At 66.3% G+C, this 21,444-nt stretch carries 26 protein-coding genes; 8 read left to right on the plus strand and 18 right to left on the minus strand.

Going from position 1 to position 21,444, the window contains the following annotated elements:
- Positions 1–67: 67 nt before the first annotated feature.
- The 4 genes from ACZY0X_RS28180 to ACZY0X_RS28195 all read left to right on the plus strand — a co-directional run bounded on the left by ACZY0X_RS28180 (position 68) and on the right by ACZY0X_RS28195 (position 3,298).
- Entirely contained in the window at positions 68–883 is an 816-nt protein-coding gene (locus ACZY0X_RS28180) for an NAD(P)-dependent oxidoreductase (protein ID WP_463775109.1), read from the plus strand.
- Positions 884–1,006: 123 nt separating this feature from the next.
- A complete protein-coding gene (locus tag ACZY0X_RS28185) occupies positions 1,007–2,209 on the plus strand; it encodes a cytochrome P450 (protein WP_463775110.1) in 1,203 nt (400 codons plus the stop codon).
- A gap of 98 nt (positions 2,210–2,307) precedes the next feature.
- Positions 2,308–2,508 carry a ferredoxin gene (locus ACZY0X_RS28190; RefSeq protein ID WP_463775112.1) on the plus strand — a complete coding sequence of 67 codons (201 nt, stop codon included), beginning with the start codon at positions 2,308–2,310 and terminating at the stop codon, positions 2,506–2,508.
- 10 nt (positions 2,509–2,518) lie between these two features.
- Positions 2,519–3,298, plus strand: a complete 780-nt coding sequence (locus ACZY0X_RS28195) for an alpha/beta fold hydrolase (RefSeq protein WP_463775114.1) — start codon at positions 2,519–2,521, stop codon at positions 3,296–3,298.
- A 72-nt stretch (positions 3,299–3,370) separates the two neighbouring features.
- On the opposite strand, the gene ACZY0X_RS28200 is transcribed toward ACZY0X_RS28195, so the two are convergent.
- The 10 genes from ACZY0X_RS28200 to ACZY0X_RS28245 form a co-directional block, all read right to left on the minus strand.
- The gene (locus ACZY0X_RS28200; RefSeq protein ID WP_241404210.1) at positions 3,371–3,655 is read right to left on the minus strand and encodes a DUF1330 domain-containing protein; all 285 of its coding nucleotides are present in this window, start codon (positions 3,653–3,655) and stop codon (positions 3,371–3,373) included.
- Between the two features lie 34 nt (positions 3,656–3,689).
- Positions 3,690–3,878 (minus strand): ferredoxin, encoded by a 189-nt coding sequence (locus ACZY0X_RS28205; RefSeq protein ID WP_463775116.1) that lies wholly within the window; start codon positions 3,876–3,878, stop codon positions 3,690–3,692.
- Positions 3,875–5,170 (minus strand): cytochrome P450, encoded by a 1,296-nt coding sequence (locus tag ACZY0X_RS28210; RefSeq protein WP_463775118.1) that lies wholly within the window; start codon positions 5,168–5,170, stop codon positions 3,875–3,877. The genes ACZY0X_RS28205 and ACZY0X_RS28210 overlap by 4 nt, the downstream gene beginning before the upstream one ends.
- Positions 5,171–5,343: 173 nt before the next feature.
- The gene (locus ACZY0X_RS28215) at positions 5,344–5,529 is read right to left on the minus strand and encodes a hypothetical protein (RefSeq protein WP_463775120.1); all 186 of its coding nucleotides are present in this window, start codon (positions 5,527–5,529) and stop codon (positions 5,344–5,346) included.
- A complete protein-coding gene (locus ACZY0X_RS28220; protein WP_463775121.1) occupies positions 5,526–6,254 on the minus strand; it encodes a helix-turn-helix transcriptional regulator in 729 nt (242 codons plus the stop codon). Before ACZY0X_RS28220 ends, ACZY0X_RS28215 begins: the two co-directional genes overlap by 4 nt.
- A gap of 37 nt (positions 6,255–6,291) precedes the next feature.
- Positions 6,292–6,615 carry a cupin domain-containing protein gene (locus ACZY0X_RS28225; protein WP_463775122.1) on the minus strand — a complete coding sequence of 108 codons (324 nt, stop codon included), beginning with the start codon at positions 6,613–6,615 and terminating at the stop codon, positions 6,292–6,294.
- Complete coding sequence (locus ACZY0X_RS28230) at positions 6,612–7,442, minus strand: class I SAM-dependent methyltransferase (protein WP_463775124.1); 831 nt, start codon at positions 7,440–7,442, stop codon at positions 6,612–6,614. Before ACZY0X_RS28230 ends, ACZY0X_RS28225 begins: the two co-directional genes overlap by 4 nt.
- Positions 7,439–8,233, minus strand: a complete 795-nt coding sequence (locus tag ACZY0X_RS28235; protein ID WP_463775125.1) for an ABC transporter permease — start codon at positions 8,231–8,233, stop codon at positions 7,439–7,441. Before ACZY0X_RS28235 ends, ACZY0X_RS28230 begins: the two co-directional genes overlap by 4 nt.
- Positions 8,230–8,943 (minus strand): ABC transporter ATP-binding protein, encoded by a 714-nt coding sequence (locus tag ACZY0X_RS28240; protein WP_463775127.1) that lies wholly within the window; start codon positions 8,941–8,943, stop codon positions 8,230–8,232. The genes ACZY0X_RS28235 and ACZY0X_RS28240 overlap by 4 nt, the downstream gene beginning before the upstream one ends.
- A gap of 7 nt (positions 8,944–8,950) precedes the next feature.
- Positions 8,951–9,436: a hypothetical protein gene (locus ACZY0X_RS28245; protein ID WP_463775128.1), complete on the minus strand. Its 486-nt coding sequence runs from the start codon at positions 9,434–9,436 to the stop codon at positions 8,951–8,953.
- Positions 9,437–9,588: 152 nt separating this feature from the next.
- Between ACZY0X_RS28245 and ACZY0X_RS28250 the strand changes: the two genes are divergently transcribed.
- Genes ACZY0X_RS28250 through ACZY0X_RS28265 form a run of 4 tightly spaced genes read left to right on the plus strand, consistent with a single transcriptional unit; the run spans position 9,589 to position 13,598 of the window.
- A complete protein-coding gene (locus ACZY0X_RS28250) occupies positions 9,589–10,248 on the plus strand; it encodes a TetR/AcrR family transcriptional regulator (RefSeq protein ID WP_463775129.1) in 660 nt (219 codons plus the stop codon).
- Positions 10,249–10,268: 20 nt separating this feature from the next.
- Positions 10,269–11,567, plus strand: a complete 1,299-nt coding sequence (locus ACZY0X_RS28255) for an acyl-CoA dehydrogenase family protein (RefSeq protein ID WP_463775131.1) — start codon at positions 10,269–10,271, stop codon at positions 11,565–11,567.
- Positions 11,568–11,605: 38 nt separating this feature from the next.
- A complete protein-coding gene (locus ACZY0X_RS28260; protein WP_463775278.1) occupies positions 11,606–12,619 on the plus strand; it encodes a phosphotransferase family protein in 1,014 nt (337 codons plus the stop codon).
- Between the two features lie 4 nt (positions 12,620–12,623).
- Positions 12,624–13,598: an NADPH:quinone oxidoreductase family protein gene (locus ACZY0X_RS28265; RefSeq protein ID WP_463775132.1), complete on the plus strand. Its 975-nt coding sequence runs from the start codon at positions 12,624–12,626 to the stop codon at positions 13,596–13,598.
- 13 nt (positions 13,599–13,611) lie between these two features.
- On the opposite strand, the gene ACZY0X_RS28270 is transcribed toward ACZY0X_RS28265, so the two are convergent.
- From ACZY0X_RS28270 to ACZY0X_RS28305, 8 genes are all read right to left on the minus strand, one after another.
- Positions 13,612–14,121 carry a hypothetical protein gene (locus ACZY0X_RS28270; protein ID WP_463775134.1) on the minus strand — a complete coding sequence of 170 codons (510 nt, stop codon included), beginning with the start codon at positions 14,119–14,121 and terminating at the stop codon, positions 13,612–13,614.
- Entirely contained in the window at positions 14,118–14,783 is a 666-nt protein-coding gene (locus tag ACZY0X_RS28275; protein WP_463775279.1) for a TetR/AcrR family transcriptional regulator, read from the minus strand. The genes ACZY0X_RS28270 and ACZY0X_RS28275 overlap by 4 nt, the downstream gene beginning before the upstream one ends.
- A 199-nt stretch (positions 14,784–14,982) precedes the next feature.
- Positions 14,983–16,131, minus strand: a complete 1,149-nt coding sequence (locus tag ACZY0X_RS28280) for an acyl-CoA dehydrogenase family protein (RefSeq protein ID WP_463775135.1) — start codon at positions 16,129–16,131, stop codon at positions 14,983–14,985.
- A 31-nt stretch (positions 16,132–16,162) separates the two neighbouring features.
- Complete coding sequence (locus tag ACZY0X_RS28285) at positions 16,163–17,308, minus strand: thiolase family protein (RefSeq protein WP_463775137.1); 1,146 nt, start codon at positions 17,306–17,308, stop codon at positions 16,163–16,165.
- Positions 17,308–18,138, minus strand: coding sequence for an enoyl-CoA hydratase/isomerase family protein (locus ACZY0X_RS28290; RefSeq protein ID WP_463775281.1), 831 nt, complete (start codon positions 18,136–18,138; stop codon positions 17,308–17,310). Before ACZY0X_RS28290 ends, ACZY0X_RS28285 begins: the two co-directional genes overlap by 1 nt.
- Positions 18,139–18,167: 29 nt before the next feature.
- Entirely contained in the window at positions 18,168–19,415 is a 1,248-nt protein-coding gene (locus tag ACZY0X_RS28295) for a CaiB/BaiF CoA transferase family protein (RefSeq protein ID WP_463775138.1), read from the minus strand.
- Positions 19,415–20,179: an SDR family NAD(P)-dependent oxidoreductase gene (locus ACZY0X_RS28300; protein ID WP_463775140.1), complete on the minus strand. Its 765-nt coding sequence runs from the start codon at positions 20,177–20,179 to the stop codon at positions 19,415–19,417. The genes ACZY0X_RS28295 and ACZY0X_RS28300 overlap by 1 nt, the downstream gene beginning before the upstream one ends.
- Before the next feature lie 15 nt (positions 20,180–20,194).
- Complete coding sequence (locus tag ACZY0X_RS28305; RefSeq protein WP_463775282.1) at positions 20,195–21,361, minus strand: acyl-CoA dehydrogenase family protein; 1,167 nt, start codon at positions 21,359–21,361, stop codon at positions 20,195–20,197.
- Positions 21,362–21,444 lie beyond the last annotated feature (83 nt).

Genomic DNA, 21,444 nt, shown 5'->3' on the forward strand with positions numbered 1-21,444 from the left:
CGCTTGCGCGAAGAAGAGAGTGTCCTGATGAGCGCTTGCGCGAAGAAGAGACTGCGCTGATGAGCGCTTGCGCGAAGAGGAGATTGCGCTGATGAGGGTCGGATTCGTCGGCGCGGGCCGGATGGGCGCTCCGATGGTGCGCCGCCTGGTCGACGCCGGACACGACGTCGATGCCGTCGGTCGCACCGAGGACAAGCGGCAGGCGGTCGCCGAACTCGGCGCACGACCGGTCCCCGACCTGGCCGCCACAGCACCCGATGCCGACGCGATCGTGCTGTGTGTCTTCACCGACGACCAGGTGAAACAGATCTGCCTCGAGGGTGATCTGGTGGCCGGGATGCGCCCGGGTTCCGCATTGATCCTGCACACCACGGGAAGCCCGCGCACCGCGCAGGCGATCGCCGAGCGTTTCACCCACGTCGATGTCATCGACGCACCGGTGAGTGGGGGTCCGCACGACATCGCCGCAGGCCACGTCACCCTCTTCGTCGGAGGTGACGACGCCGCGGTGGCCCGGATGCAACCCGTGCTCGGTGCGTACGGCGATCCCATCGTGCACGCGGGCGCCGTCGGCGCAGGCCAGTTGGTCAAGCTGATCAACAACACGATGTTCGCCGCTCAGATCGGATTGGTCGCCGAGGGCGTGCGACTCGGCACCCGGTTCGGCATCGACGAGGGCGCCCTGCTCGGGGCCCTGACCCACGGCAGCTCCTCGAGCCGGGTGCTGGGGATGATCGCCTCGGCGGGCTCGGCAGATGCGTTCATCTCGGCAGTCGGCGAGTTCATCGGGAAGGACGTCGCCGTCGTGCGCAAGACCGTCGCGGAACTGGGCGGTGACCTCGGTGTTCTCGAAGCTCTGGTGAACGCTGGGGCCAAGTCGTGACACGCGCGGTTCAGTTCATGAATCCGCTGAAAATCTCCTTGAGATGCCGCATACTGTAAGCGTTACAATTAATCAGCCTTCCGTAACGTATCCGGCATTGGGTTCAGTGCCGAGGAGGACACAGTGACCAAGCCCAAAGTCGTGTTCAGCCCGGTCTCGCCGGAGTACTTCGAGAACCCGTACGACGTGTACAAGCGGATGCGCGACGAGGCGCCGCTGTACTACGACGAGGAAGAGGACTTCTACGCCTTGACCCGGCACGAGGACGTGGCGGCGGCGTTCAAGGACCACGAGTCCTTCTCGTCGGCCCGTGGCTGCGATCTGGGCATGGTGCGCTCGGGTGACGTGCCGTCCAAATCGATCATCTTCATGGATCCGCCCGATCACCGGCACATGCGCAGCCTGCTCAACAAGGCGTTCACACCGCGTGCCATCCAGTCGCAGCGCGAGACCGTGGTCGAACTCATCGACCACTATCTCGGCAAGGTGGATCCGAACAACTTCGATGTGGTGCAGGACTTCTCGGGACCGTTCCCGGTCGAGGTCATCACCCGCATGGCAGGGGTTCCCGAAGACTTCCGCCAGCAGGTCCGGCACTGGATCGACACGAGCCTGCAACGCAAGCCGGGTCAGATCGAGCTCGACGAAGAGAACATGCAGGCCAACATCGACTCCGGCATGTACTACTACGGGCTAGTCCAGGAGCGGCGTAAGAACCCGCAGGACGACATGATCAGCCGACTGATCGCCGCGGAGATCCCCGACGAGGACGGCAACCTGCGCAAGCTCGACGACATCGAGATCACGGGCTTCACCACGCTTCTCGGCGGCGCCGGCGCCGAGACCGTCACCAAGCTCGTCGGCAGCGCCGTGGTGCTGTTCGCCCAGCACCCCGACCAGTGGCAGAAGCTGCTCGACGACCGCAGCAAGATCCCGGCCGCGGTCGAGGAACTGCTTCGCTACGTGGGCCCGGTGCAGTACAACGTCCGTTACAGCGTGCGGGAAGTCGAGGTGCCCAGCGGTGTGATCCCGGCGAACAAGCCGGTCTTCCTGATGGGTGCCTCGGCCAACCGCGATCCGCGAGCCTTCACCGATGGCGAGACCTTCGACATCGACCGCGACCGTGCCGAGGCGCAGAACCTCGGGCTCGGCTACGGCATTCACAGCTGCCTCGGTGCCGCACTCGCCCGCATGGAGACCGCCATCGCGCTCGAGAAGTTGCTCGACTTCATGCCTCGCTACGAGGTCGACTTCGATGGCCTGCAGCGCGTCAACATGCAGAACGTCGCGGGTTATCACCACGTGCCCGTGAGGGTGAGCCGATGAGCCGCTTGCGCGAAGAGAAGGTCGGCCGATGAGCCGCTTGCGCGAAGAGAAGGTCGGCCGATGAGCCGCTTGCGCGAAGAGAAAGTCGTGAGGTGATCGTGACTCAGAAGATCGTGGTCGACTTCGGCCTATGTGAGAGCAACGCGGTGTGCATGGGCATCATCCCCGAGGTGTTCGACCTGGACGATGACGATTACCTGCACGTGCTGACCGAGGAAGTGACCCCAGACAACGAGGCGAAGGTCAGGGAAGCCGTGCGCCAGTGCCCGCGGCAGGCCATCGCCATCAGCGACGAGTAGCTTCGCTCCGGTGCGATTCGTCCTCGTGCACGGTGGTTTTCACGCCGCGTGGTGTTGGGAGCGCACCGTCTCCGAGCTGGCGAAGTTGGGGCACAGCGCGGTCGCCGTCGATCTGCCCGGCCATGGCGCCCTGATCGATCAGGAGTCGACGCTGACCAATCGACGCGACGCGATCGTCGACGCGATGGCAACCGACGGCCACACCCGCAATGTCCTGGTCGGCCACTCCGGTGGCGGATTCGACGCGACGCTCGCCGCCGATGCGCGCCCGGACCTGGTGAGCCACATCGTCTATCTGGCTGCCGCGCTCCCCCGTGAGGGCCGGACCTATCCGGAGGCTATGGCGATGCGTGACTCCAGCGACGAGTTGGGTGACGAGTTCGACGGTGACGTCGGAGAGATGTTGAGCTACTTGAAGTTCGACGACGACGGCGCGATGACGTTCGCGGACTTCGACGGTGCCTGGAAGTACTTCTATCACGACTGCGATGAGGACACCGCGCGCTGGGCGTTCGACCGGCTGGGTCCGGAGCGGTTCGGTGACACCACCGTGACACCGGTGTCGGTGACTCGCTTCTGGGAGGCCAACCTGCCGCGCAGTTTCATCGTGTGCGAGCAGGACCGGTCGATGCCACGCTGGCTGGCCGACACCGTCACCCGGCGACTCGGCGTCAATCAGCTCAGCATCGACGCCTCGCACTCGCCGTTCCTCAGCCGCCCGCGCGAACTCGCCGATCTCCTCGTACACGCCACGACCACCACACCCGTGGGCCCACTGATTCCCCACTAATCTCTCGCGAGCAGACGCAAAGCTGCCCCTTTTCGCGTGAAAAGGGGCAGCTTTGCGTCTGCTCGCGGGAACTCAGAAGCCGGAGACGATGACTCCGTTGCAGTCGGCGGCGCCTTGGCGCACCTTCACCGCCTCCTGGTACGCATCGGAGTAGTACCAGTCCTTGGCCGCATCGACCGATTCGAACTCCAGCACCACGGTCTGGTGACCGTGCCAGTCGCCTTCGATCACCGTCGGCTTGGTGTCCACCGACAGCACGGTGGCGCCGGCCATGGCCTTCATCGCCAGCTTTCCGTAGTCAGCCATACCCGCCGGGTCGTTGATGTGCTCGGTGATGATCACATAGCCCTTTGCCACAGTACGAATCTCCTTGTCGGTGAAGCGGGTTAGATCAGATCTCGTGGATCGCGTGCTCGGGGCAGTTGTCGATGGCCTCGCGGGCCGCACCCTCGAGTTCGACGGGCACTTCCTCCGGGTCGGCAACCGCCCACCCGTCGTCGGACAGCTCGAAGACCTCGGGGCACAGCGTCAGGCACATGCCGTGGCCCGCGCAGCGGTCCTCATCTACGGCGACCCTCATGAGGCCCCGCTCGGCTCGCGCACGTCGAATTCGAGATGCAGTTCAGTCAGCCCACGCAGGATGAACGTCGGGATGTAGTGGTAGTCGCGGTGACCCGCCGGCCCGTGCTTCTCCTCCGAGATCCTGATGTCGGTGGTGCGGTCGAGCAGTCGCTCAAGGCCAACGCGCGTCTCGGCGCGGGCCAACGGAGCGCCGGGGCAGCTGTGGATACCGCGCCCGAAGGCAAGGTGCTGGCGGGCGTTCTTGCGCGCCGGGTCAAACTCGTCAGGCTCCTCGAAACGGCGCGGATCACGGTTGGCTGCGCCGTTGACCACCATTACCGTTGTGCCTGACTTCAATTCGTGATCGCCGACGGTGACCGGGGTGCGCGATAGCCGGAAGTCACCCTTGACGGGGCTCTCGTGGCGCAGCGCCTCCTCGATGAAGTTGGGCAACAGGCTGCGGTCCTCGCGGACCCTCTTCTGGATGTCAGGCCGGTCGCCGAGGACCTTGAGTGCTGTGCCGAGTAGCCGGACCGTGGTCTCCTGACCCGCCGAGAAGACATTGGTGGCAACACGTGCGACGTCACCGGCGCTGGGCGTGGTGCCGTCGGGGAACAGCGCAGTGGCCAGGCCTGTCAGCACGTCCTCGCGGGGATTGACCCGACGGTCCTCGACGTACGCCTCGAACTGGCCGTACAGGAACTCCAGCGGGCTGTGCGACAGCGACTCCTTGCTGGTGCTGCCGACACCGCCACCCGAGTGCTGGGAGATGCCGTCGACGAAGGCGTTGCGGTCCTCCGGCGGAATGCCCAGTAGGTCGGCGATGACCAGCAGCGTGAACGGGCTCGCGAAACCCTTGATGAACTCACCCCGGCCGGGCGCCAGGAACTCGTCGAGCACCCCGTCGGCCAGTTGCCACATCGCGTCCTCGTTCTCCTTGAGGCGCTTGGGGGTGATGAGCCGCATCATCAGCGAGCGATGGTTGGTGTGGACGGGCGGATCCAGTGTGGGCAGCTGATCGCTGAACGGCAGCTCGTCGCGGTGCTTCTCGATCAGCTCGGCGACGTCGTCACGGCCCTCCAACGGCACCGGGAAACCGGGGAAGGGACCCGTCACCGAGGTGCACGACGAGAAGGTCTCCTCGTCGTTGTAGACCGAGACCGCCTCCTCCCAGCCGGTCACCATGGTCACGCCGTAGTGGTCCTCGCGCTCGACCGGGCACTTGTCGCGCAGCGCATTGAAGTACGGATAGGGGTCGTCGACCAGCCGCGGGTCCCTGAACCAGTCAATGCCGGCGGGGTCGATCGTCATGTACCACTCCGTTCCTCACGCATGCCAATGAGAACGTGGCTCTCATTGTTGAGTATTACATTTCCATAGCGCTGCTTCGGCGTCAACGAAGGCAGCCCTCTAATCACCTTGCTCAACGCGCGCCCGCGAGCCACTGACTGCCCGAGCTGGAGAACGCGATTCTCAATCTGGCGTCAGCGCCGGCCGCGCAGGACCGCCCCCACCGCGGCGCCCGCCACGCACAGGCCCACCGCCACCGCGAAGGAGCCAACGACAAGGTGGCGCAGGAAACCCGTCGCGACGTATGCGCAGATCTGCAACCCGCCCGCCACAAGGGCGAGCACGCCGAGAGTCAGTGCCGCGATCCGCAGTGTGCTCACATCGCCGAACGGGCTCCCGGGCGCAGCACCAGGCTGACCTCACACGCGCCGTTCGTCGGGTCCGGCCGCACGACCGCGACGTAGGGCCTGTCCAGCAAATCGGCGTTGCTGTCGATGACCTCCTGGATCAAACCCTGCTGAATACCGCGCACCACTTCCGGTGCGTCGACGGCGATCTCGGCAAGCGGACAGGTGCAGATCTGCACCGTCAGCTCTCCGAACGCGTTCACGACGGATCGAATCTGGAATCCGAGTGCGGTCAGGGCAGCCACGACGAGGTCGGTGATCGACGAGTCCCGGCACGTCTCGGTCAGGCGTACCCGACGGGCCAGGTCCGCCCCGATCCGCAGCGCGCGGGTCTCACGTTCCTCCGGCGTGCCGCCGAGGTGCGTCGCAAAGAGCGCCACGATGTCGGCATAGTCCAGGCGGGGTGCCAACTCGTAGGTCAGGCGTGGCCGGCCGACGCGACCCGCCGTCGCGCCACCGCGCCGGATGACCCCTTGGGACTCCAACGTGCCCAGATGGAAGCGTGCCGTGGTGACGTGGATGTTCAGCGCGTCGGCGACGTGGTGAGCGTCGACGGGCTCCTCCGCCGTGCGCAGCACACCCAGCACCCGCTGACGCTGCTGTCCCACGGCACGGTCCGAGGCACCGCTGGCGCTGCCGTGTACTTCGGTGGCGGGCAACTGAACTCCCCCGTCCTGCGGCTGTGACAGATACTCCATCGTCGCACGTCGGGTGCGATCACACCCGCGTGGGCGGTCAGAGCAGGAACGTGACCGTCAGCGATGTCGGGGCGATCGCGCGAACGGCGTGAACGGCGCCGCCGTCCACCGACATCAGCCCCCCGGCCCCTATCCGGGTGGTCTCGCCCGCGCAGGTGAACTCCACGTCACCGGAGAGAACCTGCACCAGGATCGGGTGCGGACTGGAGTGGTCGGCCAGCAGCGCACCCTCGACGAACGCGAGATTGACCACCTTGACCTCGGGTGAGGAGTACACCATCTTGCTGGCGATCTGACGCTCGGTTGCGTCGGGTGGCGGCAGGTGATCAGCACTGCTCTGGAAGTGCAGCCGACCAGTCATCGCGTCACCGCGCCCTGTCCTGAGCCCTCGTTCGGCACCGTGCCGACGAGCGCAACGGCGGTCAACGCCTCCCGATACCGTCCGAACGTGCCACGCATGGCCAGCACCCGCTTGCGGGCCGCGGGCCGCCTGAGCACATTTTCGGCGATGCGGAGGGTACCCAGCAGGCCTTCGTCGGCCAGCACGCGCGCGGGCCGCAACAGTGCCATGGGCGCGAGTTGCACCGAGGTGACCTCGAATCCGGCCTCGGTCAGCAGCGCGGTCCACTCCTGGGCCGTCAGCGGGCGCGCATTCACCTTGATTGACCGGGCGAGATCGCGCCTGATGGCGTCCTTGGTGTCCTGCGGCAGCGTGTCGGGGGTCAGGCCGAGTTCGTGGATGGCGTAGCGGCCTCCTGGCCGCAGCACACGGAAGGCCTCCGCGACGATCGCGCGCTTGGCGTTCTCCCCCTGCATGGTGAGCATGGCCTCGCCCACGACGACGTCAGCGCTCGCGTCGTCCAGTCCGGTCTCGGCGGCATCGGCGGCGACGGTGCGGCCACCCGTGCGGGCGACCACATCGCGTAGCAGTGGCGAGGACGCAGAGCTGTCGTCCACGCCGACATAGGACTTCGGCCCCAGTGCACTAATGTCGTTGGCCGTCCTGCCGAGTCCCGGACCGAGTTCGACGACGTCCGAGCCGGCCACTTTGGCCGCGGACAACAGACGAGCCGTCAGTTCGACCCCGCCCGGTCTCAGCACGCGCTTGCCCAGCCGCGCCAGCAGCCAGTGGCCGGGTACGTCGGCATCCGATCGACTGCTCAGCGGAATGCTTTCCTGGTCGGTCACGAGGTGACTCCTCTCTTCAGGCGGGCGGCGCACAGGCCTCCCGCGAACATGACGGCGAACACGGCACAGGCATAGGCCAATGCCACGTCGGGACCCCACGGTGGGGCCAGAATGATGTCCTGTCCCGTGCCGTACACACCGTTCAGGAACGGCATGAAGCGTTGCGTGGAGATGCCGCCGGGGATGTAGCCCACCGCGGTCTCGATGACGTACACCCACAACAGCACCGCACCCACGGCGGCTGCCGGGCTGCGGGTGATGGCCCCGACACCGATGCCGAACCCGGCGGCGAAGAACGCGAGGATCGGCACAGTCACCAGCAGCCGACGGCCGACGGGGTCGGCGATGGACACCTCGCCGTAGACCAACGGCGACACCATCGGCAGGGCAATGAGTACCACTGCCACCATCACCGCCGCGGCGAACGCTCCGAGCAACCCGTAGAAGAGCCACTTGCCCGCGTCGGCAGTCCAGGTGCGAGGCAACGCCGCCTTTACGAAGGCGCCTGCTCCGCACTGAGATTCACTGCTTCGCCCGTACGCCGCAGCGGTCGCCGCCATCACGACGGTGACCGTGACGACCCAGTAGGTGGCATTGGATGTCGCGACCTGCTGGACGTAGGTCTGGCCGGGGATGCGTGCGAAGTACTCGGCGACGATGGCGATCGTGAAGGTGATGACAGCCGGAACGAGGCAGGCCGCCGGGATCAGAATGGTCCACAGCGGACCGCGTCCGCCGGTGCGGATGGACTCGGCTCGCGCGCTGCGGAGAACATGCGTCGTCACGGTCATGACGCGACTCCGACGCCGCGGGTGAGTTGCTGCTCGAGGTGTTCGCGCGGATCGGCGCCGAAGGGCACGACGTCGGCCAGCGAGCCGTCGACAGCGACCTCGCCGGCCGACATGATGACCACGCGGTCGGCGGTGAGAACCACCTCGGCCAGTAGGTGACTGGCGACGATGACGATTCGACCGCGACAGGCCAAGTCGCGCAACAGGTGCCGCAGCCAGACGATGCCCGGCACATCGAGGCCGTTCACGGGCTCGTCGAGTACCAGCACCTCGGGGTCGCCGAGCAATGCGCCTGCGATCGCGAGCCGCTGCCGCGCACCTAGCGACAGCGCGGCGATGCGGCGGTTGCTCAGCGCGGTCAGGTTGGCCATCGCGAGAACGGTGTCGACCCGCCCCGCCTCGAGGCCACCAAGGGCGGCCAACCATCGAAGGTGGCGCACCACAGTGTGGCGGGTGTCCAGCGCGCCGGGCCCGAAGTGCGCACCCACCAGTCGATTTGGATGGCGCACGTCACGCAGACGCAGGCCATCGACCGTCACCGTGCCACGGTCGGGGGCATCCAACCCGGCGATGAGCCGCAGCAGGGTGGACTTGCCCGCACCGTTGAGTCCCAGCAGTCCCGTGACCGTGCCCGCGGGGATGGACAGGGTCACATCGCTGACGGCGCGGCACCGGCCGTAACTCTTCGAGACTCCCCCGACGTGGATCACCAGCGACTCATTCGAAGTTGCACGGGATGGGCAGGCCGAGGGTCTTGATGCCGTTGCACAAGGACTTGCTCGCGAGTTTCCAGCGCCCGTCGAGGTAGCGCCACTCCGCCTCGATCAGGATCGTCGGCCGACCCGCTCGACTGGCGTTGATGATGGCGGTGTGGCGGCCCTCCTCATGCGTTTCGGGTCCGGTGACCACGCTCGAACCCTTTGGCGGACGGAAGAATCCGATGCGGTAGACCATCCTCGGCACGACCGCCGCACGCGAACCACCCTCCAATTGCGCGGCCTTCACGTGGTCCGGGGCGGGCGAGGCGACCAGCAGGGCGATCTGCGCGCTGAGCTCCTCGAGCGTGGGAACCTCCGACGTGATGGCGAAGTCCTCGGCGTGCGCGGGCGGGTCATCGGCCTGCGCGGGCGACGCTGCGAACACTCCGAGCACAACCACACACGCGAGCACTGCGCCGTTCACGACGCTGAAGAGTCGAGGCACCAGCCAACCCTTAATTTAGAGGATATTTCTCCGGTTAATATAGATAGGTTAGCCGTGCCTTACAAGGCCTACGTCCGGGGCGGCCGCCCGGGCCATTAGTTAGACATGAGTCGACTAGTGACAGGCCGACAATCCCCTGTTATTTTGCGTATATGTCGAGGCCCACCCAATCGACCTCGCCTGACCGTGGTCAGCGTAGGGCGACATTCCAGCGGGCGAACTCGCGTGAGACCAAACGGGTGCTGGTCCAAGCCGCGATGGCACTGTGGCGCACCAAGGGGTACGCCACCACCACCGTCGCCGACATCTGCACCGCGGCGGGTGTCTCCAAGGCGCTGTTCTACTTCTACTTCCCCCGCAAGGAGGACGTGCTCTTCGAGGTGGGCGTCATGTCGACGCAGTCGGCGCACCGCACCATCCACGACATGCTCGACGAGCCCTACGAGATCGCCGCCGTCATCGGCGCTGCCCTGACGACGTTGGAGCAGTCGATGAGACGCAACCCCCGTGAGCTGATCATCGAGGCGATCCTCGAGGGCTACCGCGTCGAGCACCGTCTCATCGCCGAGGGCACGCCCCCCGACCTCGAGGACGATATGTTCAGCGAGCTGTTCACACAGGCCAAGGCCGACGGCAAGCTCCCCGACCACGTCGACGTCGCGCATCTGGCGTACTTGGCCCAGACCTTCGTCAGCGAGGGCGCAAGACACTGGGCCGCAGGCACATTCGGAGAGCGCTCATTCGCCGATGTAGTCACCCACGACATCACCACGCTCATCGACGGCTACACACACCGACGCACCACACCCTGATCCCTGCCAAGGAGGCCGCAATGTGGGACTTCGAGACTGATCCGCAGTACCAGGAACTGCTGGACTGGGCGGACGCATTCGTGCGCGACGAGGTCGAGCCGCTCGACCTCATCTGGCCTCATCTGCAGTTCACCCCGCTGACCGAGACGCGACGCAAGGTTGTCGACCCCCTCAAGCAGCAGGTGCGTGAGAAGGGTTTGTGGGCCACGCATCTCGGACCCGACCTTGGCGGTCAGGGCTATGGCCAGCTGAAGCTGGCACTTCTCAACGAGGTCATCGGCCGATCGCAATGGGCACCCATCATCTTCGGCTGCCAGGCCCCCGACACCGGCAACGCCGAGATCATCGCGCACTACGGCACGCCCGAGCAGAAGGAGCGCTACCTGCGCCCGCTGCTCGACGGCGAACTGTTCTCCAGCTACTCGATGACCGAACCCCAGGGTGGCGCGGATCCAACGCAGTTCACGACCAGCGCAGTGCGCGACGGTGATGACTGGGTCATCAACGGCTGGAAGTACTTCTCCTCCAACGCCAACACCGCCGCGTTCCTGATTGTGATGGTGGTGACCAACCCCGACGTCAGTGCGTATCAGGGCATGTCGATGTTCCTGCTACCCACCGACACCCCGGGTGTGAACATCGTGCGCAACGTTGGACTGTACGGTGAGCGCGAGAACGAGGGCAGCCACGCGCTGATCCACTACGAGAATGTGCGGGTGCCGAACGCTGCCTTGCTCGGCGGCGAGGGCCAGGCGTTCGTCATCGCCCAGACCCGGCTCGGCGGTGGCCGTATCCACCACGCGATGCGCACCATCGGCCTGGCCCAGAAGGCCATCGACATGATGTGCGAGCGCGTGCTGAGCCGCGAGACCGCGGGCAGCCTGCTGTCGGACAAGCAGACCGTGCAGTCCTACATCGCCGACTCCTATGCCCAGCTCAAGCAGTTCCGGCTGATGGTGCTCCACACCGCGTGGGAGATCGACAAGGACAACGACTACAAAAGGGTGCGCAAGGACATCGCCGCGGTCAAGGTCGTCATGCCGACCGTGCTGCATGACATCGCTTGGCGTGCAATGCAAGTCCACGGCGCACTCGGCGTCACCAACGAGATGCCCTTCCTCGGCATGGTCACCGGTGCGGCCGTGATGGGCCTTGCCGACGGACCCACCGAGGTGCACAAGGTCACGGTCGCCAAACAGGTGCTGCGTGGCTACAAGCCCAGCGAGGACATCTGGCCGTCCGAATGGCTGCCCCGCAAGCGGGACGCCGCGCGGGAACGCTTCGCCGAGTACCTCGAACTCGAGGCAGGCAACCAGTGAGTGAACCGACTATCGACACCACCCGGTTGGCCGCCTGGATGGACGGCACCGATCTACCCGGCAGGGGTGAACCCCTGCGGGCACGCTTCCTGTCCGGTGGCACCCAGAACGTGATCTATGAACTGACGCGCGGCGACGCGCGCTGCGTCATCCGCATGCCACCGCCCGGAGCGCCCTCAGACCGAGACAAGGGCATCCTGCGAGAGTGGCGCATCATCGAGGCACTCGACGGCACGGATGTGCCGCACACCAAGGCCATCGGCGTGTGCGAGGACGCGGACGTTCTGGGTCGGCCGTTCTACCTCATGGGCTTCGTCGACGGTTGGTCACCCATGGATCAGCACGCCGTGTGGCCCGAACCGTTCAATAGTGATCTGAGTGCCCGGCCAGGCCTGAGTTATCAACTGGCCGAGGGCATCGCACTGCTGTCGAAGGTCGACTGGAAGGCCAAGGGACTGTCCGACCTCGGGCGCCCGGACGGGTTCCACGAACGGCAGGTGGCCCGGTGGACCGGCTTCCTCGACCGGATCAAGGGACGCGATCTGCCCGGACTCGAGGTCGCCACCGGCTGGCTCAAGGCCCACGGTCCGCTCGATTTCATCCCCGGACTGATGCACGGTGACTACCAGTTCGCGAACGTCATGTACCAGCACGGCGCCCCCGCTCGGCTCGCCGCACTGGTGGACTGGGAGATGGGTACCGTCGGCGACCCGAAGCTCGACCTCGGTTGGATGGTGCAGTCCTGGCCTTCGCGGACGCGAGGAGCAAATGAAGACGCGGCCGATTCCGACGACGCCGCGATGAGCTATGTCGACATGCGCGGAATGCCCTCGCGCGACCAGGTCGTCGCGCACTATGCCGAGGTGTCCGGCCGCCAGGTGGACGACTTGGACTACTACCTGGTGCTGGCGAAGTGGAAGCTGGCGATCGTGTTGGAGCAGGGCTTTCAGCGCGCCGGTGACGACGAGAAGCTGCTGGCGTTCGGGCCGGTGGTCACCGACCTGATGGCGTCAGCCGCCGATCTCGCCGAGTCCACCGACTACAGAGGCTGACCCGGTGCGTGCTGCGGTGTGCCCGTCCTATGGGCCTCCGGAGGTGGTCCGTATCGAGGAGCGCTCCACGCCCGCCCTGGAACCGGGTCAGGCACTGGTGCGCGTCCAGGCGGCTGCGGTCAACTTCCCCGACGTTCTGCTGGTCGCCGACAAGTACCAGATCAGCGTGCCGCCACCGTTCGTGCCCGGTAGCGAGTTCGCCGGGATCATCGACGAGACATGCGGCGAGACAGGAGGATTCATGGTTGGCGACCGAGTCACCGGCACCGGACTGTTCGGTGCTTTCGCCGAGCAGGTGGCGACGGCTGCCGCAGGCCTGGCGCGAATTCCCGACGGCGTGGACGTCCGCACGGCGGCCGCGTTCGGGGTGGGTCACCGCACCGCCTATCACTGCCTGCGGTCGGTGGCGCGCATCGGGGCCGGTGACGACATCGTTGTTCTGGGTGCCGGCGGCGGCGTCGGACTGGCCGCGGTTCAGCTGGGCGTCGCACTCGGCGCCAGGGTCACGGCGGTGGCTTCGACGCCCGAGAAGCTGTTCGTCGCAAGCCAACTCGGAGCGACGAACCTGATCAGTCACCCCGACGGCGACCTGCGCGACGCGTTGCGCACCGCGCTGCCCGACGGCTGCGACGCCGTGCTCGATCCGGTCGGCGGGGCACTGTCGGAGCCTGCGTTGCGCTCACTGCGCCGTGGCGGTCGATTCGTCACCATCGGCTATGCCTCCGGCGACATTCCCCGAATCCCGTTGAACCTAGTACTGGTCAAGGGAGTTCACATCCTGGGATTCCAGTTCCAGGATGTTCCGCCTGCCGAGTTCACACGCAACGAGACCGAGTTGCGCGATCTGCTGCAGTCGGGGCGTGCGACACCGCACATCGGGGCGATCTACCCGCTCGCGGACACCGCGAAGGCGTTACGCCACGTCGCAGACGGCCGGGCCGTGGGCAAGGTCCTGATCGACGTGAGCGGCGTGGGCTGACGCCGCCAACCGCTCAGCTGGCCGGGACGAGGTCTGCGGCCACCGATGGGACGGTGGTGACACCGCAGCGGAAGGACTCGGCCCGCCCGACATCGAACGCCTCCGGGTTGTCGGTCGCCGCCAGCGCCTGAGCCTTGAACGCACGGGCCGCCGCGCTCAACTTGTGCTGTACCGAACCCACCGTGGCATCGAGTTCCTCGGGCCAGCTCTCGCCCCACAGGGTCACCTCGGTCATACCGTGCTCCAGCGCGGTGAGCACCCCCCTGCGGACGCGGGCGTCGGAGGCGTACAGATCGGCAGCAACCGCGACGGTCTGCGGGTGCGGTCGCTCAGCCCACATGGTGAGTGCCGTCTCCAGGTCCTGGATCTCCACGCCGAGGATCTCCAGCGCACGGATGTCCTCGTTCGAGTCGATCAGGACGGTGACGTCCCAGCCGGCCATCACGCGGTCGACGAGCCAGCCGCCCGCGTACTTGACCACCTCGGGCACGTTGGCCGCGACGACGTCGAGGCGGTACCTCACGTCGAGTTCCGGTCGAGGTGCGCGCTCTGCTCGTGGGGTGTCTGCGGCATGAAGTCGCGGGCCAGTGTCTCGGCGTACCCCTTGAACACGTCGTTCAGGGGTATCGAAGGATCGAGAAGCCATGCGGTCTCCATTCCGTTGACGAATGCCAGAATTTCGATGGCCTTGACGGCCGGATCGAGGTCGGTGCGGTAGCGCCCACGGGCCTGGCCGGTGCGGATGAGGTCCGCGACGATCTCGACGGCCGCCTGCTGACGCTTGAGCAGTCGGTCGTGCAGGGGTGCGTCCGGATCGATGTTCTCGATCAGGAGCACGGTGAACGTGCCGAGCAGTTCCGGCGCGCGATTGAAGCGCTCGGCCACCCGGCAGATCTCGGTGATCAGATCCCCCGTGCGGTCGGCGTGGATGTCGTCATCGGTATCGCGGGCGTCGAGCACCGCGTTGAGCAGCTGTTCCTTGGATTCGAAGTGGTGCAGCAGACCCGCCGGGCTGACACCAGCCTCCTTGGCGATCTGAGCCAGCGACGTGTTGCGCCAGCCGTTGCGAATTACCAGGCGCTCGGCGATCGCCAGGATCCGCTGCTTGCGATCGTCACCCTTGGCGAGCAACGTCGCGTACGGACGAGCGCTTGCGGGAGGATCAGACAGATCCTTCGACTCCACTGCGGACACAGAACCCCTTCGCCAAACCAACCTAGTGAACACACAGTAGGTAGGTTTGGCGCGTGTGACAAGGGTCTCAGCGCATCAATTTCGTGGCGGCCATCACCAGCCCAGCTCACGGGGTCAAACCAGCGCGATTTCGGCGCGCTAACCCGCGCTCACCGCGGGTTAGCGCGCCCAAATCGCCAATGGGTGGAGGTTAGAGGCCGAGCGATTTCGCGATGATCACCTTCATGACCTCGCTGGTGCCGGCGTAGATCCGCGCCACGCGGGCGTCGGTGTACAGCCGGGCGATCGGATACTCCATCATGTAGCCGTAGCCGCCGAACAGCTGCAGGCAACGGTCGATGACTCGGGCCTGCATCTCGGTGCAGAACAGTTTGACCCGCGCGGCATCCGCGCCGGACAGCTCACCCTCAACGTGCAGCGTGACGGCGCGGTCCAGCATTGCCTGGGCGGCCTCGACCTCGGTCGAGCAGGCGGCGAGTTCGAACTTGGTGTTCTGGAACGACGCCACGGGCGTGCCGAAGGCCTTGCGGCTCTGCGTGTACTCGATGGCTGCGCCGATCGCCGAGCGCGCCTGAGCCACCGATCCGACAGCCACCGTGAGCCGCTCCTGCGCCAGGTTGTGGCCGAGGTAGCTGAACGCCTCGCCCTCCTCCCCCAGCACGTTGGCCATGGGCACCCGGACGTCGACGAAGGACAGCTCCGCGGTGTCCTGCACCTTGCAGCCCATCTTCTCGAGTTCGCGGCCGCGGGTGAAACCGGGCATGCCGTTCTCGACGACGAGCAGCGTCAGGCCCTTGCGCCGGTTGTCGGGGTCGGTGGAGGTGCGGGCGACAACGACGACGAGGTCTGCCTGCATGCCGCCGGTGATGAACGTCTTGGCACCGTTGACGATGAAGTCGTCACCGTCCCTGATGGCGGTGGTGCGCACGCCGGCGAGGTCCGAGCCGGTGCCCGGTTCCGTCATCGCCACCGCGGTGAGCAGCGTGCCGTCGGCCAGACCGGGGAACCAGCGCTGACGCTGCTCGGCGTTCGCGTAGTGCAGGAAGTACGGCAGGATCACCTCGAGCTGGGTGCGCACCGTCGACAGCGTCACCAGAGCGCGGGCAGCCTCCTCCTGCAGCACAACGTTGTACCGGTAGTCGGGCATGCCGCCGCCGCCGTACTCCTCCGGGATCGCCATGCCGAGCATGCCCAGTGCGCCCATCTGCTTGAAGGCCTCACGGGGCATGCGACCGCCCTTCTCCCAGGCCGGGTAGTTCGGGACGATCTCCTTCTCGACGAAGTCCCGGGCCAGCCCGCGGAATGCCTCGTGGTCCTCGGTGAACAGATCTCGGCGCATCACGCGTCCTCTTTCGATTCGGGGTGCGGGTCTAGGGAAGCAGTTCCACGACGGTGGCGTTGGCCGTGCCGCCGCCCTCGCACATGGTCTGCAATCCGTAGCGAATTCCGTTGTCCCGCATGTGGTGAAGCATTCGCGTCATCAGGACCGCACCGGATCCGCCGAGCGGGTGACCGAGCGCGATCGCGCCGCCGAGAGGGTTGAGCCTGCTCTCGTCGCCACCGGTCTCGGCAAGCCAGGCCAACGGCACCGGCGCGAACGCCTCGTTGACCTCGTAGACGCCGATCTCGGACAGGTCCAGGCCCGCCTTGTGCAGCACCTTCTCGGTCGCCGGGATGGGTGCGGTCAGCATCAGCCTCGGGTCCGCACCGACGACCGCGCCGGCCCGGTAACGCGCCAGCGGGGTGAGCCCGAGCGCCACCGCGTTCTCGGTCGTCATGACCAGAAGCGCGGCCGCCCCATCGGAGATCTGCGACGAGTTCCCGGCGTGGATGACGCCGTCGTCGGTGAAGGCGGGTTTGAGGCCGGCGAGCTTCTCGACAGTCGTCCCGCGGCGGATGCCCTCGTCCTTGGTCACCACGCCGTCGTCGGTGAATACGGGGACGATCTGATCCTTGAACGCTCCCGCGTCCTGCGCGGCGGCAGCCCGCGCGTGGGACTGCGCCGAGTACTCGTCGAGGCGGGTCCGCGAGAGGTTCCACTTCTGCGCGATCATCTCCGCGGAGATGCCCTGGTTGAAGGAGAAGTCGTCGTAGCGAGCGAGAACCTTGGGCCCGTACGGCATTCCGGTGGAGCGTGCGGAGCCCAACGGCACCCGGCTCATGACCTCCACCCCGCCGGCGACGACCACGTCCTGCTGACCGGACATCACGGCGTGCACGGCGAAGTCGAGCGCCTGCTGGCTCGATCCACACGCACGGTTCACCGTGGTGCCGGGAATCCGCTCGGGCCAGCCCGCGGCCAGCACCGCAAAGCGGCCGATATTGCTCGACTGGTCCCCGACCTGAGACACACACCCCCACACGACGTCGTCGACGATGTCGGGGTCGACGCCGGTGCGCTCAGCGAGTTCGTTGAGCACGATTGCCGAGAGGTCGGCTGCGTGCTGGTTGGACAGGCCGCCGTTGCGCTTGCCCACAGGCGTGCGCACGGCACCGACGATGACGGTCTCCCGCATTACCTCTGCTCCGATCTGTCCGACTCATCCCCCGAGTCGGTTCGTTCCTGTCCCCTGGCCGGCGATACCGCCCACCGGCCAGTGAACTCCACATTCCGTTTCGCTGCGAACGCCGCGTAAGCCTCCGCGGAGTCTGTCGTCGCGAAATTCCCCGGCTGGGCCCTGGCTTCGTTCGCCAGCGCCTCGCGCAGTGTGGCGTTGACACCGTCGTTGAGCAGCGCCTTGCTCTGCGCCAGCGCGAACGTCGGCCCCGCGGCGAGTCGTGCCGCGAGATCGTCGACGAACGTGTCGATCTCGTCGCTCGGTGTCACCCAGGTGACCAGCCCGAGGCGGTGTGCCTCCTCGGCATCGATCATGTCGGCGAGCAACACCAATCGCTTCGCCTGCTGCAGCCCGACCAGCTTGGGCAGTAGCCATGATCCGCCGAGGTCCACCGACAGACCTCGCTTGGCGAAGATCTGGCAGAACCGCGATTCGGGGGTGGCCACCACCAGATCGCAGCCCAGCGCCAGATTCCAGCCGGCGCCGACGGCGATTCCGGTCACCTTGGCCACGGTGGGGATCGCGAGTTCGTGCAGGGCCAGTGCGACGTCGGTCAGCCGGTCCAGCTTGTAGCGGGGGTGAATGTCCTCGGGTGTCGAGATGTCGGCACCCGAACAGAACGCGCCACCCGCCCCGGTGAGCACAAGTGCACGAATGCCGGTATCCCGCTTGGCGGCGCGCAACGCGTCGGCCAACTCGACCCACAGCGCCGCGTTGAGCGCGTTCTTGCGCTCGGGCCGGTTCAACGTCAGGGTGCGCACACCGTCCCGGTCATCGGTCAGCAGCATCTTCTCCGGACGCGAGGCGGAATCTGACATCAGTAGACCGGCCCGATCGCGCCCTCGGCACGCAGCGCGGCGATCTCGTCGGCGCCGAGGCCGAGTTCGGCCAGCACCGCGTCGGTGTGCTCGCCCAGCCCGGGTACCGCGCCCATGGGCTGTTCGTAATCGCTGATGACCGGCGGCGGCCGAAGTGCGGAGATCTCACCCTTCGACGTGCCGACCGTGCGCCAGCGATCCCGAGCGGTCAGCTGCGGGTGCACCACGACCTCGCTGGGCAGGTTGTAGCGGGAGTTGCCGATTCCGGCATCATCGGCGACCTTCTGGATGTGTGCGAGATCGTGCTGGGCACACCATGTTCCGATGGCCTCGTCGAGCACGTCCCGGTGCGCACAGCGATCGGAGTTGGTGCTGAATCGGAGGTCCTCGGCCAGGTCGGGCCGCTCGATGATGTCCCTGGCCACCCGCTGCCACTCACGGTCATTGGTGGTGCCGAGCACGACGGTCTGTCCGTCGCGGGTGGGAAAGGCGCCGTATGGCGCGACCGCGGGTGAGCTCACCCCGAGCGGCTGCTGGTTGATTCCGGAGTGCTGGGTGTAGGTCAATGCGTACCCCATGACATCGGTCATGACGTCGAACAGGCTCAGCTCCACCGACGGTGCCGTCGCGCCCTCCGGTCGGCCACCGCGCCCGACGAGCAGCGCCAGAATCGAGATCGCGGCGTACAGCCCGGTGGTGAAGTCGGCCATCGCAGGCCCCGGTTTGGCGGGCATGTCGGGATATCCGGTGATGGCACACGATCCCGCCTCGGCCTGAACGAGTAGGTCATAGGCACGCTTATGCGATATCGGTCCGCCGGGTCCGTATCCGTCGATCTCTACCGGGATGACATCGGGATGCCGGACGGTGAGATCGGCAGCCGAAATCCCCAGCCGCGCCGTCGCACCCGGCGCGAGGTTGGACACGAAGGCGTCGGCGCGATCGAGCAGTCGGTGCAGCACATCCATCCCGGCAGCCGATTTCGTGTTGATTGTGACTGACTCCTTGCCGCGGTTGCACCACACGAAGTGGGCCGCCAGCCCGCCGGGACCGTTCACCACGTCGTCGTAGTCGCGGGCGAAGTCCCCACCTCTGGGGTTCTCCACCTTGATCACGCGGGCCCCGAAGTCGGCGAGCACCCGCGTGCACATCGGCGCGGCCACGGCCTGCTCCATGGCGACGATCGTGATCCCAGCCAGCGGAGCTGCACTTGATCCCCCGGTCGCTGCGCTCCTGCCCGCAGGCATCACATCACCATGCCGCCGTCAACCGGCAGCACCTGACCCGTGACGTAGGAGGCGGCATCCGAGGCGAGGAACACGAACGCTCCCGCCACTTCCGATGGTTCCGCCCAGCGCTTCAACGGGATTCGCGTCATCATGTTCGCCGCGAACTTCTCATTGGTGCGGATGGTCTCGGTCATCGGTGTGGCTGCCAGCGGCGCAAGGGCATTCACCAGAATGTTCTTGGCGGCGAGTTCACGGGCCAGCGATTTCGTGAAGCCGATGAGTCCTGCCTTGGCGGCCGAGTAGTTGACCTGCCCCAGGGTTCCGGTTATCCCGGCCGAGGACGTCACATTGATGACGCGACCCGTGCCGTCGGTGGGAATGTAGGGCAGCGCGGCCTGGGTGCAGTGGAAGGTACCCATCACGTGCACGTCGAACGTCAGCCGAAACGTCTCGTCGGTCAGCTTGGGGAACATCGCAGGCTTGGTCACCCCGGCATTGTTGACCAGGATGTGCAGCGCTCCTCCTGCCAGTCCCGCCGCCTGCGCCGCCGCGGCGTCGGCCGCGTCGCGATCAACGACATCCAGTGCGCAGGACTCGGCCTTGCCTCCCTCGGCGCGGATGCCCTCGGCAACCGAGGCCGCTGCGTCACCGTTGATATCGGTGACGAGGACGGCCGCACCGGCCTGGGCGAGAGCGGTGGCGACAGCCGCACCGATGCCCCCGTTCGCGCCCGCGCCGGTGACCATCGCCGAACGGCCGGTCAGGTCGAAGTACCCACTCATCAGTAGCGCTCCATCTCAGTAACTACGGGGAAGGCCAAGCACGTGTGAGCCGAGGAAGTTGAGGATCATCTCCTGGCTCACCGGCGCGATCTTCATCAAGCGTGACTCGCGGAAGAACCGGGAGATGTTGTACTCCTCCGAATATCCCATGCCGCCATGTGTCTGCAGCGCGCGGTCGGCGGCGTCGAATCCAGCATCCGCGCACAGGTACTTGGCCATATTGGCCTCGCGGCCGCACGACTTGCCGTTGTCGTAGAGCCAGGTGGCCTTGCGCAGGATCAGCTCGGCGGCATCGAGGCGGGCCAGCGAGTCGGCCAACGGAAACTGGATTCCCTGGTTCATGCCGATCGGCCGGTCGAACACGACACGCTCGTTGGCGTACTTCACCGCCCGGTCCAGGGAGACGCGGCCGATGCCGAGCGCCTCGGCGGCGATCAACATTCGTTCCGGGTTGAGCCCGTGCAGGATGTAGCTGAAACCCTTGCCCTCCTCGCCAATCCGGTCCTCGACGGGGATACGGAGGTCGTCGATGAACAGCTCATTGGACGAGACGGCGTTGCGGCCCATCTTCTTGATCGGCCTGATGTCGACGTGGTCGCGATTGAGATCGGTGAGAAACAGCGACAGGCCGTCGGTCTTCTTCGTCACCTCGTCATACGGCGTTGTGCGGGTCAGCAGCAGGATCTTCTCGGACTCGAGCGCCTTGGAGATCCACACCTTGCGACCGTTGACCACGTAATGATCGCCATCCCGCCTAGCGAAGGTGGAGATGCGCGAAGTATCCAGTCCCGCACCGGGTTCGGTGACGCCGAAGCACACGTGCAGGTCGCCGTCGACGATTCGGGGAAGGGTTGCCGCCTTCATCTCGTCGGACCCGAACACGACGACCGGTTGCATGCCGAAGATGGACATGTGAATCGCGCTGGCCGCGTTCATCCCGCCGCCCGACCGTGCCACCTCCTCGGCCAGGATCGTCGCCTCGGTGATGCCGAGACCGTGTCCGCCGTACTCCTCCGGGATGGTCATCCCCAGCCAGCCCCCAGATGCGATGGCGTCGTAGAACTCCCGAGGAAACTCGTGGTTCTGGTCCTTGTCCATCCAGTAGTGGTCGTCGAACTTTGCCGACAGTTCCGCAACGGATCTGCGGATCAGTTCCTGATCCTCGGTCAGCTCGAAGTTCATCCCGCCGGACACGGCGCCCTCCTCAACTCGAAAAACATCGATAGGCTATGTATAGCAGCGATCGCGTGGGCCGGTCGATGCGG

The sequence above is a fragment of the Mycobacterium sp. IDUB_39 genome (genome assembly GCF_055419205.1).